We start from the raw sequence: 15,299 nt of genomic DNA, 5'->3' as shown, positions 1-15,299 counted from the left end.
TTATTCAATTTAGAAGATGTCTTTCATTGAGGAGGTTCTATGAAATTCTTCCGCTTCCGTCCATTTGTGTCGGCCCTCTTAATCCTTGGATTTTCCACATTTTTAGGACTTTGCCAAAAGCAATCCAAAGACGATGTCCCAAGCAATACATCCAACAATGCAGCACCGAGCAGTGAAGCAGTCATTGCTTTTGTCAAAGGTGAGGTTGTTGTTTTGCGGGCAGGTAACCAGTCAAAACCTAATCTTGGTGACCCACTCCTAGCTACCGATACAATCGTTACAGGAGCAAATGGTGCCGTCGAAATATTGTTAAGTGATGATGGAGTTTTAAAGTTATCCAAAAATACTTCCCTGAGCATTGCAACTGCTTTGGCGGGTCATGGAGAAGAAAAACAAACAGAAGTTACTGTTCAATATGGAAAGCTCATCACAGTTCTTAAAAAAGAAAGAAAGTCCGAACAATTCAATGTTGTGACACCAACCTCTATCGCGGGTGTGAGAGGTACATCCTTCTTAACTTCAGTTGAGTCACCATCCGACCAGAAAGGCGGAGTCCCTTGCAAAGAAAACAACTGTGTTGTCCGTTTTGCTGTATTGGACGGAGCGATTGCAATTAAAAAACCAAACTCAGACAATGAGATCATCGTAGACAAACAAAAAGAAGCGATTGTGGATAACAACAGCAAGCTTAGCGAAAAAATGGTAAAACCATTGGCGTCTCAATCTCTCAATGACCTAAAAGAGATGTTAGTATTTGAAAACACAAAAATGTTAGAATACGAATCATTATCCAATGAGCTTAGAAACAACAATGAAGATCTAAAGAAAATGGATCTTGGCTCTTCCCAAGAAGAAGTGGAATCAGCTGTTCGCAAACGTGAGATGTCCAAAAATAAATCAGATGAAGTGATCACAACAGCTAAATCAGTCGAAGAATCCAAATACATCCAAAAAGACGTACAAAAAGATTCACTTAAATTACCTGCAAAGGAAAGTTTTGACAAACGATGAGATTTAGCTTTGTCTTCTGTTTCTTTCTACTGATTTCTTGTGCCTCTGTCACTCAAATTGAAACCAACATGGAAGTCATTCCACGTCCTGAATATAAGGACGTGGTCTTAAGCAATGTAGAACCTCTTCCTTCTTCTCTCGACTTTCGCGAAAGGATCCAAACCAAAATCAGACCAAGTTTTGTGATCCAGTGGAATGGTGTGACGCCTTCCACCAAAGAATCCGATTTGAGATTCATTGAAGACAAAATCATCACCTCCCATAGAAAGTTTGGTGATCACTTTCGAACACCAATGGGGAGTAATCTTGAAAAAGAAGCTCTCAAAGCAAAGGACATAGACCTCATCTTAAAAGCCTCCCTTCAGTTGGAAAAAGATTTTCTGAAAGTCAACCTAGAGTACCTAGACAGTGTGAGCCCACAATCCTATGGATCAAAAGAATTTGGTTTCAAATTTATTTCGGAACGGGAAATTTCAGATAATGTAAAGAGTTTAGAGGTTTACCATAAAAATAACCAACTAGTTCCATTGAGTGCCGCGGTAAAGGAGTATTGGTCAGAGGTCTTTGCACCAACTGCCTCTGAAATCCAAACAATTTTGGAGTCTTCTATGAAGGCGCAGGTTTCTTTTTATTCAACATCTCCTGGAACAAACATTCTATTGGATGGAAAGGAAATCGGAAAGGCACCACTAGTTGACTTCCCTCTAATCAATGGTAAACATAGGTTAGCATTTTCGAAACCTGGAAAAGATCCTGTGGAACGCAGCATTTTGGTAAGAGGAGGAAAGAAAACAAGAATCTTCCACGAATGGAATGATGACATTTCCCAAGGAACTATTTTTGTAACTAGTTATCCCTCTGGACTCTCGGTTAGCGTTTCTGGACAAAACAAAGGCAATACACAATATGTCGAAGCAGGGGTTCCATACGGTAATTATCCGATTCAGTTTTTAAGGACGACGGATAAGGACAGTTTTGAATATGCTAAAGCATCGGTTCAAGTACTTCCTAAATCTCTTAGCCATGTTTCGCTTCCCTTTGGATTGGAAGAAGGGGTTTCTTGGGAAGCGGAAGACTTTTGGTTTCCTTCAGGTGGATCACCTCACTTCCAAACAAATTTCACAGGCAGTCTTCAGTTCCAAAAACAACAAGACCTTCCCAATGGATGGTACGGTGTGTACTCCCAAAATATCATTCCAGACAAAATGAAATCCAATTTTGTTCTTGGGCTTTCTAAGGACACCCCGGGAAGGTTAGCTGTTTCCTTCACGGATGGAACGGGAAAGTGTAGTCTGCTTGTCGTTGATAAAACTGATTTTCATCTGATCCAATATGCAAGCGGTGAAAAAGAAGCAAAGGTGAGCGCTAGTTACCGTTGGAAATCTGAAGACCCAGAAAAAGGTCGCACCATTTCCTTTGAAACTGATCCAGAAAAACAAATCTTAAAAGTTTACCTTGGTTCCAGTTTGGTCTTAGAAAAACCTTGGAGTTTTCAAACTCTTTGGCAATTTGCCATCCTAACACCTTCTCAAAACTTCCTCAGTGGAAAGCCACTGCGAAGCCTAAAAATACGATACCCTGATATGCTTTCTTTTGAGGAGAAGCTAAAAAAATGATCCATCGATTTCTCCCATTCCTTTGTCTCTGTCTTTTAATTGTTAGTTGCCAATCTCGGGAGTTCAAAACGGTTTCCGTACAGGATGAGGTCAAGCAAGAGTTAAATGGCGTAAATCCCAAAAACTTAGAAGATGCAAGAGCTCTAATTGCCAAAGGCAATTTGGCCTTTCAAAAATCTGAGTTCAATGAATCCATCCGGCTTGCTTCCGAGGCCAACCAAAAAGTAGAAACGGCAGAAGGCTATGCTCTATTAGGCGCTTCTGAATATCGATTGGGCAACTATTCAGTGGCTGAAGAGGCTTATCTTTTGGGGAAACGATTGGATGCCGACAACCAAAAGATTCTAATAGGACTGGGTACAGTGCAGGCAACGCTTGGTAAGTACGAAGATGCCGTGCAAACCTATGAGACTCTAGTTAAGATCAACCCTGAGGAGCCAGTCTACAAATATAAGGTCGGCACCTTACTCAAGTTACAGAGAAAGTACCAAGAAAGTTATGTGACCCTCAAACCCCTTCGGGAGACAAAAGACTTTCCCTATCCTGTTGAACTGCTCAATCAATTGGGTGATGTTTGTGTAGAACTTAAAAAATATGAAGAAGCAGAAATTTACTTTGCGGAAGCAGAGAAATTACAACCTGAAAGCAAATCTTCTCAAAATGCAAAAGAAGCAACGCGTGTGGCTGGATACATCCAAAAGGGAAACGATGCCCTGAATAAAAAGAATTATGACCTGGCCATTTCAGAATACAGAAAAGGCATAGACCTACAACCAAACAATGCCTCGCTTCATACCTTTTTGGGTACCGCTTACTTTCTAAAAGGTACATTCTCTGAATCAGAAACTAGCTTCCGTAAGTCGATTTCACTGCAAGACAATCATATTCCCGCCTATCTAGGATTGTGCAATCTTTACATCAAAAAAAACCAGTATGCTGATTGCCAAAAGGTCTCCGAGTTGGGATTAACGAAATCACCGAGAAATGCAGAACTAAAAAATAAATTAGGTATCTGCCAATGGAAATGGGGACAAAGCCCCAAAGCAATTTTGAGTTTCCAAGATGCATCTTCCATCGATCCAAATTTTTTTGAACCAAAGATCAATTTGGCCTACTTGCTGATTGATCTCGGAAGGAATGATGAAGCCTTAGAAGCTTTGAAAAAGGCAGAAAGCCATCCACATGCAGATAAAGAAGCGATTCAAAAAGCAAAGATATTTGCAGAATCTCAGATGTACATCAAAGAAGGAGATACATTTCTTAGGCAGGGAAGGAAGAAACAGGCCTTGGATCTTTATGGCAAAGCCTTAGGAAGAAATCCAGAAGATCCATCTGCACACAATGCTTTCGGAAAAGCATTCTTTGCTTTTGGAGATTTTAAAAAATCAGAATCGAGCTATAAGGAAGCGCTTAGATTAGATGAGAAAAATCTACTCGCAATCCAAGGTTTAGCCAGAGTTTATGCAAAGTTAGGTGATTCTAAAAAAGAAAATGAATTTGTTAACAGACTGCAATCTCTCGCCAAAAATGATCCATATGCTGCCATCACATTGGGGAGAATCGCAGAAGATTCTGGTAGATTTGAAGAAGCAGAAAAGATCTATTTAGATTTGCAAAAAAAGAATCCAGAAAACGAAGCCATTCAGTTTCGATTAGCCAATCTATATTACAAAAGGGCTGTCGAAGAAAATGACCAAGAAAAATACAAACAAGCCTTAGAAACGATTCAAAAATCAAAAAAGTTATCCAAAGAAATCCCTGAGGTGAATGAAACAGAAAACACCATTAAGGAAAATCTACGCTTTGCGGAAATCATTCCTTATGTGCGTGAAGGAAACAAAGCTTTTGACAAGAAGCGATATGATGATGCCATCACTGCATATACCAAGGCGCATGATAAAGTTCCTAAACCATCTCTGTTGGTAAAAGTTGCCGAATGTTATATGGCCAAAGGCGAAGAAGAAAAGGGCATCAGTATTCTTGAAAAAGCTGCCAAAGAAAACCGTGACCAAGCTTCTTCGTTTCGCGAGGGTATCTTTGCCTATTTTTACAAAAAAGGAGAGACCAGTAAGGCAGAAGAAGGGTTTCATCAAATCCTAAAAGAAAAACCAGATTCGTTTTACAGCTATTATATGCTTGGTCTCATCTCAATGAAGAAAAAAGATTGGGACCTATCCATCAACCAATTGGATAAATCCATACTCTTAAATGGTAATTTTGCTCCTGCTAATGTTGCCAAAGGTCTAGTCTATTACCGAACAGAAAAACCTGCGGAGGCAAAACGAGAATTTGAGAAAGCAAAGAACAAAGACAATCAATTCTCCCTTTCCTCTTATAACCTTGCCATTGCATATTTTAATGAGGATTTGATAGAGGAATCCAAAGAGGTTCTGGAAGGATTGCGAAAGTCTGATCCTGATTTTTCAGATGGGGAAATCCACCTAGCCTATATCTATTTTAAACAAGGAAAACTGAAAGAAGCAGAGGATTCCATACTCAATGTTTTGAAAGATGATCGGAACCCCGAAGCACTGTATGCCTATTTTACGATTCTCTCGGAAAAACAAAAATCATCACCAAACGAAAAAACCCTAGCAAAACGGAATGCGATCCGTGAAGAGATCCGCAAAAACCATCCTGATACCAAATATGCTAGGATGTTGCCAGTCGATGAAGAGGGGATCCCAGCAGTGATCACAGAATTGCAATTGGCTGGAACACCAAAGCAAGACCCAATTCTCTATCCCAATCGCATCATTATCAATTATGGGGAAAGTATCGTTGCCTTAGATCGAAAAACGAAGGAACAGGTATGGAAGATATTTACTCCAGATCCATTTACATTGCTTGTCGCCAGTAAACAATTGGTAGCGCTCAAACGTGGACTACTCCAGAAGATATACCCTGATTCTGGTGCATTAAGTACAAATATTTTACTCAATGAAAATGAATCCATTGTGCATGGGGAAGTTTTTGAAGACCATATTTACCTTCTATCCCAAAACCAAAAAACAAAAGAGATGCACTTTCAGATTTTATCCTTTGAAGGTGTAAAAGAATTTGAATCTAAAGAAAAGGACATTCTTAGTTTTTCAGTCCTACCTCAGGGAGAAGTGTTTATCATACGTGACAAGAAAAAAGAGTTTCTATTCCAAAGTTTAACATATGATACTTGGACATTATCCAACAAAACAGGAACCTTTCTCAAGGGAGATACTAAGGAGATTCCTCGCATATATGGCTGTTTGGTGAGAAGTTGTCTCCTGCAAACAAACCAACAGTTTCTAGAAGTAGATATAAATGCTAAGGTCACCTCACTTGCGAAAAAGGGAACCGTAGTTCTTAGCTATCGAAATGAAGATAGCATCCACCTTCGGACTTCCGAATCATTATTGGTTTGGAAGGCAGAGGGCAAATGGTCGGAAGTATTGACTGGGCTCGATTTTAGGCACTCTTTTCCTGGTGCCTCTGTGGATGCAAAGGGTAAAGAACTACTCGTAACCAAAGATAGCCAGAAAAAATCTCTCTCATGGACGCCTGAGAAAGATGGCAAACGCATCAGTACGATCCGAGTGGAGTCACCTTAGTCCTTTCCAGATAGTAAATCCGCTTTCCTTCTTCCCGTTTCTCATTTTCAAAAAAAGAGACGGGAAAATTAGGTCTTTCAAATGCAACTTCCGTACTTCCCTTGAACAAATGGTTTAGCCTACGAAACATAGAAATCGTTTTTCTCGCATACGGACCATAGTCTGTCGCAAACAAAAGCCTACCTTCTGGTTTGATGATTGCATGTAGATTGGTGAGAAACTCTTCTTGCATCAATCTATGTTTCCAATGTTTTGCTTTAGGCCATGGGTCGGGAAAATTGATGAGTACGGTACTAAACATTTCTGTTTCCATTAACTCACTAAAGAACCATTGAAAGTTTAAGGTCATATAGCGGATGTTTTCCAGGCCTCTCTCTTTTCTCTTTTTTTCCGTAGCTTTGATCCGATCTATTTTTTTCTCCATGAGCAAAAAGCCTGTGTTTGGAAAGGCTTCGGCAAGCTGTATGGCTACCTCGCCCCAGCCTGATCCCAACTCTAACCAGAGTTCGGTCACGTGCGGCGGGAAATATTTTTTTGGGTCGATTTTTTTGCCCCATTCTTGAACCTGAATGAGGTAGTCAGACTGAAAACTGGTACGAGAGGCAAAAGACCAGAGCTTTTCTCTGATTTCTGGAGTAAGGTTCAAGGCAAATGGTTCCTGTATACCGATACTTTGTAAGTAGGTTCTTTCGTCAAACGAAGGCTGAAATGATATTTCCTAGAGGAACGGAATGAAAATTACTCTCTTTGGTGTGCGAGGCTCTTTACCAACCCCGATCACAAAACGGGAATACCAGGATAAATTAAAAAAAATCCTGAAGATGGCAAAGGCGGAGTGGCAGAAAAACAAAGACTTTTCCGAGGATGATTTCATCCATTCCTTGCCCATGCCACTTGCCCAGGACCTTGGTGGCAATACCACCTGTGTTTACTTAGAAGGGGAAGCTGGGGAACGCATCATCTTTGATATGGGGACTGGCATCCGAGAGCTTGGCAATACCTTGGCTCCTTTGGCCTTCAGTGGCCAAGCCCTAGACCTAAATATCCTTGTTTCCCATACTCACTGGGACCATATCCAGGGTTGGCCCTTCTTTAAACCAGGGTATTCCCCTTCTACGAACATCCAATTCTATTCTTGCATCCCAAATTTAGAAGAACGTTTGGTGCGCCAGCAACACCCTGAAAATTTTCCCATTACCCTCGACCAGATGGCCTCCAAAAAAACCTTTCACCTCTGGAAAGAATTTGAATCGTATTCGATTGGTGAGTTGAAGATCATTCCGATCTCCTTACGGCATCCTGGGAGTTGCACTGGCTACCGAGTCAGAGAGGGGAATCGAAAGTTTCTCTTCTGTACCGATGTGGAGTATAGAGAAGAGGACAGAGAGTATCTCTTGTCTCTCAAACCTCATATCGAAGGTGCCGATTTGATTGTCATCGATGCTCAATATAGTACAGCTGAGGCGGAAAAGAAAGTTGGCTGGGGCCACACCGCTGTTGGTAAGGCAGTAGAATTTGCTGAAATGATGGACATTCGTTCCGTTGTCTTGACGCATCATGAACCAGACCACGATGACCAGGAAGTGATACGCATCATTTTGGAAGAGGGAAAGGTTGTTGATACCAGCAAAACACAAGTTACAGTCGCCAGAGAAGGAATGACGTTTTTACTAGATTGATTTCGAAGATTCATTCATTGATCAAATAATAAGAGTGAATCCCTTTTGCTTTTTGTTGGAAATCCCCACAATGAATGCTCATCTCTACATCGGAATGTACCTGGTATGGTTTTGTAAAAAACAATCCAATAAAAAAACGTAAGAGGGCAGAGATATTTTCTAAGGCGCTCATAGAGCCTATTGTTTGCTTTCTTTCAATTGTTAGATGGCAATCATCTCTTTCATTCAAATAAAGTTTTTCCTTTTTTGGTAAAGTATAGCCAGAAACGAGATCTTTTTCTGTTTCAAGAATTTCAATTTTGGATACAGTTCCATCCAACAAGATCTCACCTGATTTGGAGATAAGACCTACTTTCCGAAAAAACCCTCCTGGAATGATTTCTGAACCCATAAATCCGCCGGCTAGAATTCTCGTTCCCTCTTTGGTTTGGCTTCTCACGATTTCCCATTTTTTTGAGAATTTATAAACTTCATAATTTGTTAAAAGGTGTTCCATACCTCCTACACCTTTCACTTCTTCTGGCAATCCTTTGTAAAAAATATACCCTTTCACATTTGCATAGGAGAGTGGGATATCTGCTTGTATAAATCTTTCTTTGTCACCTAAATACAGTTTGCCCCCAGAAATAGCTATTCCTGATTTGAGAGTGGGACTGAATTCTAAATCAAAGATCCAATCAGGAAACACCATATGGAGCACATACTTTCCCTCTTTAAAAGCCATCCAATTTTCGCCACTCTGTTGGAAAAATTGGCCAGGTTTCATTGAATATTCATCTTCACCAAACTCTTGTGTGCTGTAGTACAAGTCTTTGTTTTTGTGTTTAACCAAAACACTCATCCCATTGTTTTTGCTTCCGGGTCCGAAATTACTGACCAAAAAGGTTAAAAAAACTTTGTAATCCTGGTTTTGGAAAGAGAAATTCCAGGCTTGGAGATACCCTTCATCTTTATAGAGCTGAGTTCTAAAGTCGCTTGCTAGGTTGGGACGAATTGCCTGCGTAGGTTTGTCGTCTGCAGCTAAAGGAAAGAGAAAACTTAGGAAGACAACGGGAAATAGGAGGAAAAACATTCCGCAATATATACACCCTCAGTCTCCATTTGCTACTTTTTTTTGTGTTAACAAAGGATTTGTGCAAGGCACCGTGGAAGCTTGGAAGAGGTCATTCAAACATACGATTTGAAATACTGGATGTTCATGGATTCCATTTGCTTGCAATCGATCACGTTCTTCTTGGATTCCATCTAGATGGATCCAGGTTTCGCAACGATTCTGTTTGGGAACCTTACAGGCGATTTGGAACTCATACTTTCCCAAGGGTGAGAGAAAGATTTGCACTTGGTCACTTGCCAATCCTGCTACCTCTTTTCTAAATTGGAAAAGAGGACTCACCTTGGTCGAGAGCATCTCATAATAATGATTCAAAATTCTCAGGATATTTTGAAATTCATCTATCCGATCTGTTAGTTCGTACCAGCATTCCTCAGACTCGCTCATGCTAAGGCCTCCTACGAAAGAAGAGGGTCGAAAAGAGAAGCTTTTGTTCGGAAAAAAGATTCTCACTTGAAAAAATGTTTCCTTTCGTAAAAATGAACGAAACGGACATGATTCCCTCAATTATAGAAATTTTCTGGATCGAAAAACTCCGTTTCACTCAGTACTGTTTCCAAAAAATAGCCTCCATCAGCAGGGAAGATTGGGAAAGAGTTCCAAGCCCCCAAGCCAAATCGGTTGCTTGGGCCGTTTCGCAGATGGCCGCCTTTGATCGAAATTTTGCCTTCTATCTCCCTGCTTCTATGGCTCTCTCTACTTTCTTCTTCCGATCTAAGATTGAAGAATTGGACATTGAAAAAGACCTTGTTGAAATCAGGGACAAGTTTACACCTCCAGCCTTTCCCCTTCACTTTCTGGATATTTCAATCCAAAGGGCGGCTGATTTAAAAATTCCAGAATCAGACCGAGAGAGAACTAGAATTATGAAAGAATGGCGTATGACTCTTGTAAAGATAGAAGAGAAACTGGGTCAAATTTCGGAAGCAGAGGCTTACAAAAAAAGATACACTTCTTTAACGGGTATCTATACCATACCTGGTGCCATCAATCATTCCACTGAGTTTTGCCATAGACTCTGGAATGAACACATCGTACCATTTATAAAATCGGAATCATAAGCGAATCAAAAATAGGTAGAGAATTTTCAGGAGAATGAAATGAGCAAAATAAAAGTAAAAACACCGTTAGTTGAGCTAGATGGCGATGAGATGACAAGGATCATCTGGAAAGAAATTAAGGATCGCTTCATCCATCCGTATTTAGATATCAATCTGGAGTATTATGATCTTGGTGTTGAATATAGAGACAAAACAGATGATAAAGTCACAGTGGATTCTGCTAAAGCAATCCAAAAACATGGTGTAGGTGTAAAGTGTGCAACGATCACTCCTAACGCAGACAGAGTCAAAGAATACAATCTAAAACAAGAATGGAAATCACCAAATGGAACAATCCGTGCCATTCTCGACGGAACGGTATTTAGAAAACCTATCATTATCAAAAACATTCCTGCTGCTGTAAACTCCTGGAAAAAGCCGATTGCAATTGGCCGACATGCATATGGAGACATCTACCGCGATGTTGAAATGATCGTGGATGGCCCAGGAAAGGTTGAACTTGTATATACAGATGCCTCCGGTAAGGAAAAGCAAAGATTGTTAGTAAACGAATACAAAGGTTCAGGTGTTGCACTCGCAATGCACAATTTGGATGATTCTATCACTTCTTTTGCTAAGGCTTGTTTCAACTATGCTCTCTCTGAAAAAATCAGTATCTGGTTTGCAACGAAAGATACGATTTCCAAAAAATACCATGCTAGATTCCGCGAAATTTTCGACAAAATGTCTGTTGAAAGAGATGCTGAATTGAAAGCCGCAGGCATTTCTTATAACTACTACCTAATCGATGATGCAGTTGCGCAAATTGTAAAGAATGAGGGCGGTCAACTTTGGGCACTTATGAATTACGATGGAGATGTGATGTCTGATATGGTTGCCTCAGGATTTGGTTCCTTGGGACTTATGACCTCAGTACTTGTTTCTCCTGATGGAAAGTACGAATACGAAGCTGCACATGGAACAGTGACTCGCCACTACCGTAAATACCAAAAGGGAGAAACTACTTCTACAAACTCCGTGGCATCAATCTTTGCATGGACGGGTGCCATCGCCAAACGTGGAGAATTGGACGGAACTCCTGATGTTGTGAATTTTGCTAAGAAATTGGAAGAAGCGATCATTGAAACCATTGAAGGCGGTGAAATGACAAAAGACCTTCTCTCTCTTTCGACAGCATCTAGCAAAAAAGAATTGGATACATTTCAATTTATGGATGCAGTCAAAAAAAGATTGGATGCAAAATTGAAATAAGAACTTTGCTAAGGCTTCCTAGAATTAGGAAGCCTTAGAAGTATAAATAAAAGAAAAACGTCAGACCTAACAACAATCCAAACAACCAACGGTCTTTTTTTCGATAAAGATTTTCAAAAGTAATTTTGGTTTGGTTTGTTCGCCAAGAAACAAAAAGAAATAGCCCAAAGATCGAGATTCCACCCGAGAAAGCCCACCATACTTTGAATGAGGGACTTACAATTCTCAATAAAACGAGAATCAATAAAAAAATAGAAAGGCCTATCCACAATGTCTTATGATTATAGGATCTCACTTTTTTAGGTTCTCGAATACGAAAAACATACATGACTGCTATGGAAATTGAGAAAACCAAAAGTACTCGATGCAAAAAATTGAGTTTTGACCCAAAGACGTGAAAGATTGTCTCATTCCCCAGTAATTCGTAAAGAGTCGGAGAGATAAGGCTGACTAGAGGCATTATGATATATAGACTAACAACAATTTTTTGGTGGATTTTATAGCCCAACATACCCAATATAAAAGATGCCAATAGTGCTGGTGTAAAATGAGAACTTTGGCTGGAAAGTTCAATAAAGAAGTTATCTTTTGATTTTGGATTCACCAAGAATAAAGCAAATGCAGTTACCAGTATTGAAAAAAGGAGAAGAAAGATTCTTCCTACTCTCATATCCAATTGATCAGAGCTTGGTTTTCCGATGTGCTCACGGTAGGGTTTAAAAAAATCAATGGTAAAGAGAGTAGCCGCTGAATGTAACATTGAATCTATGCTAGAAAAAATTGCTCCCAAGAGCCCTGCAAGGATGATACCAATCAAACCATAGCCAACAGGTACAACTAAAACAACTAGTCGAGAGAATGTTTCATCGGGATCAATCTCTTGTAGATTTGGGTTCGCAGACCATATTTGGTAGGCAGCTACTCCTGTTAAAATTGAAAAAAAAGGAATGCTCAATTTCAAAAATCCGCCAGTAAGGATTCCTAATCTTGCTTCCTTCATATTTCTGGCACCTAAAGTTCTCTGGACAACATATTGATTTGTATTCCAATAGAAGATATGCAAAAGAAATAACCCACTTAAAGCACCTGACCAAGGTAATATGGGATGATTGCTTGGTAGGTAAAGGTTCATTTTACTTAACTCATCTCCACGCAAACTTTCCTTGAGTAACAAGGCATTGAAGCCCCCGACCTCTGGCCTATTTAGAGCCAAATAAAATAACAACAATCCTGATAATAAGATCAAGACGGTTTGGATTACATCTGTATAGACAACAGACTTAAGTCCACCAAACCATGTGTAGATTGTGGAGGTAAAGGAAATGATCAATACAAGTTCCGAATACGAAAAGGATATGCCTGATATCTGAAGAAAGGGAAGAAAACTCCGCGCACCTATATAAAGTGCGCCAGTCATTTGTATAATGATGAGCAAAATACAAAGACCAGAATAGATACGGGCAGTTTCTTTCCCAAACTTTACCTCTAAAAATTGCGAAAGCGTATATAGTTTTTGTTTACGGAACAGAGGCAGAAAGACAAAGGCGAGGAGGTAAATGGCAAGTATGGAACCAAATTCATAATGGCTCTGGGCAAAGCCTACAGAAAACCCAATCCCCAACATTCCTACTAAATGATTGGCGGAAACATTGGTTCCGAAGAGTGAGCCTGCCACCGCCCACCAAGGGAGAGACCTCCCACCCAAAAAGTAATCGTTCGCATCGGATTCCTTGCGACCAGCATAGATGCCGATGAGGAGTACCAAAAGGAAGGTAAAGGCAAAGAATCCGAAATCAAGACTAGTTAACATAGCAGATAATTATTTCGTCATATTGAATTTTTTTTTCATTTGAGGCAAGTGAATTCGGGATAGGAAAGTATTTTCTCTTGTATTTCCTTAGATTTTCGACTTTTTAGAGTCTATGTCATCTCCTATCATCCGATCTCCTGAGGAATTGGTCGAGGTTGCCTGGTTTTGTGATCTTTGCAATGGCGATTATGAATATCTGGGTGTCCCCGAAGGATCCCTTCGTTCTAGTTTCGAACACTGTTCCGATATCATACGGCAGGCAGATCGCCTTGGGTTTCAGAATATCCTATTGCCTTCATCTTACCAAACAGGCCAAGATACTCTGGCATTTGCGGCGGCAGCTTCTACTTTTACCCATCAAATCTCTCTCCTAACGGCTATTCGGTGTGGCGAGATCCATCCTCCCATGCTTGCCAGGACTCTCTCGACTCTAGATCATATGTTAAAGGGTAGATTAAATATCAATATCATCTCCTCGGATCTCCCAGGAACGGTTCGTGATTCAAAAACTCGGTATGAGATTTCCAAGGAAGTGATACAGATTTTGCAACAGGGTTGGACCCAAGAAGAAATTCATTTCCAAGGAAAACATTACCAGTTCAAACTTTCCGCAGACCCTGTGAAATCCTACCAAGAAAACGGAGGACCTTTACTTTACTTTGGAGGCATCTCAGAGGATGCAAGGGAACTATGCGCAGAGTTTTGTGATGTATTCTTAATGTGGCCAGAAACAGAAGAGAGACTAACAGCCACCATGACTGATTTAAGTGAGAGAGCTCAAAGATTTGGGCGAAAGATAGACTTTGGTTTACGTATCCATTTAATCATCCGAGATACAGAGAAAGATGCAAGAGATGCCGCCAAACAACTGCTATCCAAAATAAATCTCAATGAGGCCAATGAAATCAAACACCGTGCTTTGGATAGCCAATCTGCCGGAGTGAAAAGACAAGACGAACTCCGAAAAAATGCTGATACCGATCTTTTTATTGAACCGTACATTTGGTCCGGAATAGGCCTAGCAAGATCAGGTTGCGGTTCTGCAATTGTGGGAACCCCAGAGCAAGTGTATGAAAAAATACAGAAATACATCAAAATGGGAATCAGAGCGTTCATTTTTTCTGGTTATCCCTTGATGCCTGAAAGTGAAATTTTTGCCAAAACAGTATTGCCAAATTTAAAAACAGTTAATTTTGCTGAGGCACAAAATCGTAAACCCAAACACACACCAGTCACACCATTAACAACAGGCCAACGCAAATGACAGTACCACAGACCACATTACACAGTAATGGTCCCAAAATTTCTTCCTTAGTCTATGGAATTTGGAGGATGCATGAAGATCCACTAGGCTCTTCTCCGAAACGCATTTTAGAAAAGATACATACTTGTTTGGAGCAGGGAATTGATACTTTCGATCATGCTGATATTTATGGAGACTTTGGAAATGAAGAATTGTTTGGTGCTGCCTTAAAAGAAGAACCATCCTTATATTCTCGATTAAAAATCATTACTAAGTGTGGGATTCAGATCCCTGGCAAAAAATTTAAGACCAAACATTACAATACAAGCGCAGCTCATATTCGTTATTCGGTTGAAAGATCACTCAGAAAACTTGGTCTTGATTCACTGGATTTGGTTTTAATCCATAGGCCTGACCCTTTGATGGACCCTGAAGAAATTGCAGAGAGTTTTTTGAGTCTAAGCAAAGAAGGAAAGGTCAAACATTTCGGAGTCTCCAATTTCACAACTAGTCAATTCTCTCTCTTACAATCCGCGTATTCCAAACCGCTTGTGACCAACCAAATAGAGTTAAGTCCTCTGGTTTCGAATGCACTATTTGATGGAACAATTGACCAATTATTTGAAAGCAAATGCAAAGCCATGGTTTGGTCACCTACTGCAGGTGGACGCATTTTTAAACCAAACGAGGAAAGAGCAAAAGCCTTATTTGAGACATTAAGTGAGATTGCAAAGCGTTATGCAGTCTCTCCTGATCAAATCCTTTATGCATGGTTTCGTGTCCACCCCGCTGGGCTTATCCCCGTTTTGGGAACAAATGATATCGATAGGATCATTAGTGCATCAAAATCCTTTTCTTTCGAAATTTCACGAATCGAATGGTTTGAAATTCTTCAAGCAGGAAGAGGAAAGGAAGTTGCATAAATTCGAA

At 40.2% G+C, this 15,299-nt stretch carries 12 protein-coding genes; 8 read left to right on the top strand and 4 right to left on the bottom strand.

Going from position 1 to position 15,299, the window contains the following annotated elements; translation table 11 throughout:
- The first annotated feature begins 39 nt into the window (after positions 1 to 39).
- Genes DI060_RS12125 through DI060_RS12115 form a run of 3 tightly spaced genes read left to right on the top strand, consistent with a single transcriptional unit; the run spans position 40 to position 6,214 of the window.
- On the top strand, positions 40 to 1,011 hold the full coding sequence (locus tag DI060_RS12125; RefSeq protein WP_108976950.1) for a FecR family protein: 972 nt from the start codon (positions 40 to 42) through the stop codon (positions 1,009 to 1,011).
- Positions 1,008 to 2,627 (top strand): LIC10124 family lipoprotein, encoded by a 1,620-nt coding sequence (locus DI060_RS12120; protein ID WP_108976948.1) that lies wholly within the window; start codon positions 1,008 to 1,010, stop codon positions 2,625 to 2,627. Before DI060_RS12125 ends, DI060_RS12120 begins: the two co-directional genes overlap by 4 nt.
- A complete protein-coding gene (locus DI060_RS12115) occupies positions 2,624 to 6,214 on the top strand; it encodes a tetratricopeptide repeat protein (protein WP_108976946.1) in 3,591 nt (1,196 codons plus the stop codon). Before DI060_RS12120 ends, DI060_RS12115 begins: the two co-directional genes overlap by 4 nt.
- On the opposite strand, the gene trmB is transcribed toward DI060_RS12115, so the two are convergent.
- A complete protein-coding gene (gene trmB, locus DI060_RS12110) occupies positions 6,186 to 6,860 on the bottom strand; it encodes a tRNA (guanine(46)-N(7))-methyltransferase TrmB (RefSeq protein WP_108976944.1) in 675 nt (224 codons plus the stop codon). The two genes, DI060_RS12115 and trmB, sit on opposite strands and share 29 nt — an antisense overlap.
- Positions 6,861 to 6,945: 85 nt before the next feature.
- Between trmB and DI060_RS12105 the strand changes: the two genes are divergently transcribed.
- Complete coding sequence (locus DI060_RS12105) at positions 6,946 to 7,893, top strand: MBL fold metallo-hydrolase (protein WP_108976942.1); 948 nt, start codon at positions 6,946 to 6,948, stop codon at positions 7,891 to 7,893.
- 10 nt (positions 7,894 to 7,903) lie between these two features.
- On the opposite strand, the gene DI060_RS12100 is transcribed toward DI060_RS12105, so the two are convergent.
- Together DI060_RS12100 and DI060_RS12095 are read right to left on the bottom strand one after the other, a co-directional pair.
- Entirely contained in the window at positions 7,904 to 8,965 is a 1,062-nt protein-coding gene (locus DI060_RS12100; RefSeq protein WP_108976940.1) for a hypothetical protein, read from the bottom strand.
- Between the two features lie 18 nt (positions 8,966 to 8,983).
- Entirely contained in the window at positions 8,984 to 9,391 is a 408-nt protein-coding gene (locus tag DI060_RS12095; protein ID WP_108977155.1) for an LIC_13246 family protein, read from the bottom strand.
- A 107-nt stretch (positions 9,392 to 9,498) separates the two neighbouring features.
- Between DI060_RS12095 and DI060_RS12090 the strand changes: the two genes are divergently transcribed.
- On the top strand, positions 9,499 to 10,065 hold the full coding sequence (locus tag DI060_RS12090; protein WP_244594381.1) for a hypothetical protein: 567 nt from the start codon (positions 9,499 to 9,501) through the stop codon (positions 10,063 to 10,065).
- 39 nt (positions 10,066 to 10,104) lie between these two features.
- Entirely contained in the window at positions 10,105 to 11,316 is a 1,212-nt protein-coding gene (locus DI060_RS12085) for an NADP-dependent isocitrate dehydrogenase (RefSeq protein ID WP_108976936.1), read from the top strand.
- A 34-nt stretch (positions 11,317 to 11,350) separates the two neighbouring features.
- On the opposite strand, the gene DI060_RS12080 is transcribed toward DI060_RS12085, so the two are convergent.
- The gene (locus DI060_RS12080) at positions 11,351 to 13,126 is read right to left on the bottom strand and encodes an SLC5 family protein (protein WP_108976934.1); all 1,776 of its coding nucleotides are present in this window, start codon (positions 13,124 to 13,126) and stop codon (positions 11,351 to 11,353) included.
- Between the two features lie 112 nt (positions 13,127 to 13,238).
- On the opposite strand from DI060_RS12080, the gene DI060_RS12075 reads away from it, so the two are divergent.
- A complete protein-coding gene (locus DI060_RS12075) occupies positions 13,239 to 14,390 on the top strand; it encodes an LLM class flavin-dependent oxidoreductase (protein WP_108976932.1) in 1,152 nt (383 codons plus the stop codon).
- The gene (locus DI060_RS12070; RefSeq protein ID WP_108976930.1) at positions 14,387 to 15,292 is read left to right on the top strand and encodes an aldo/keto reductase; all 906 of its coding nucleotides are present in this window, start codon (positions 14,387 to 14,389) and stop codon (positions 15,290 to 15,292) included. The genes DI060_RS12075 and DI060_RS12070 overlap by 4 nt, the downstream gene beginning before the upstream one ends.
- Positions 15,293 to 15,299 lie beyond the last annotated feature (7 nt).

It is taken from the genome of Leptospira ryugenii, assembly GCF_003114855.1.
Taxonomy (GTDB): Bacteria; Spirochaetota; Leptospiria; order Leptospirales; family Leptospiraceae; genus Leptospira_A; species Leptospira_A ryugenii.
The sequence above is the reverse complement of the archived record's forward strand: the minus strand, read 5'-3'. Positions and strand labels throughout refer to the sequence as shown.

Coding starts and splice junctions, on each gene's coding strand:
- DI060_RS12115 (WP_108976946.1), top strand. CDS start 2,624: ATGATCCATCGATTTCTCCCATTCCTTTGTCTCTGTCTTTTAATTGTT.
- DI060_RS12100 (WP_108976940.1), bottom strand. CDS start 8,965: ATGTTTTTCCTCCTATTTCCCGTTGTCTTCCTAAGTTTTCTCTTTCCT.
- DI060_RS12075 (WP_108976932.1), top strand. CDS start 13,239: ATGTCATCTCCTATCATCCGATCTCCTGAGGAATTGGTCGAGGTTGCC.
- DI060_RS12105 (WP_108976942.1), top strand. CDS start 6,946: ATGAAAATTACTCTCTTTGGTGTGCGAGGCTCTTTACCAACCCCGATC.
- DI060_RS12085 (WP_108976936.1), top strand. CDS start 10,105: ATGAGCAAAATAAAAGTAAAAACACCGTTAGTTGAGCTAGATGGCGAT.
- DI060_RS12125 (WP_108976950.1), top strand. CDS start 40: ATGAAATTCTTCCGCTTCCGTCCATTTGTGTCGGCCCTCTTAATCCTT.
- DI060_RS12090 (WP_244594381.1), top strand. CDS start 9,499: ATGATTCCCTCAATTATAGAAATTTTCTGGATCGAAAAACTCCGTTTC.
- DI060_RS12095 (WP_108977155.1), bottom strand. CDS start 9,391: ATGAGCGAGTCTGAGGAATGCTGGTACGAACTAACAGATCGGATAGAT.
- DI060_RS12080 (WP_108976934.1), bottom strand. CDS start 13,126: ATGTTAACTAGTCTTGATTTCGGATTCTTTGCCTTTACCTTCCTTTTG.
- DI060_RS12120 (WP_108976948.1), top strand. CDS start 1,008: ATGAGATTTAGCTTTGTCTTCTGTTTCTTTCTACTGATTTCTTGTGCC.
- DI060_RS12070 (WP_108976930.1), top strand. CDS start 14,387: ATGACAGTACCACAGACCACATTACACAGTAATGGTCCCAAAATTTCT.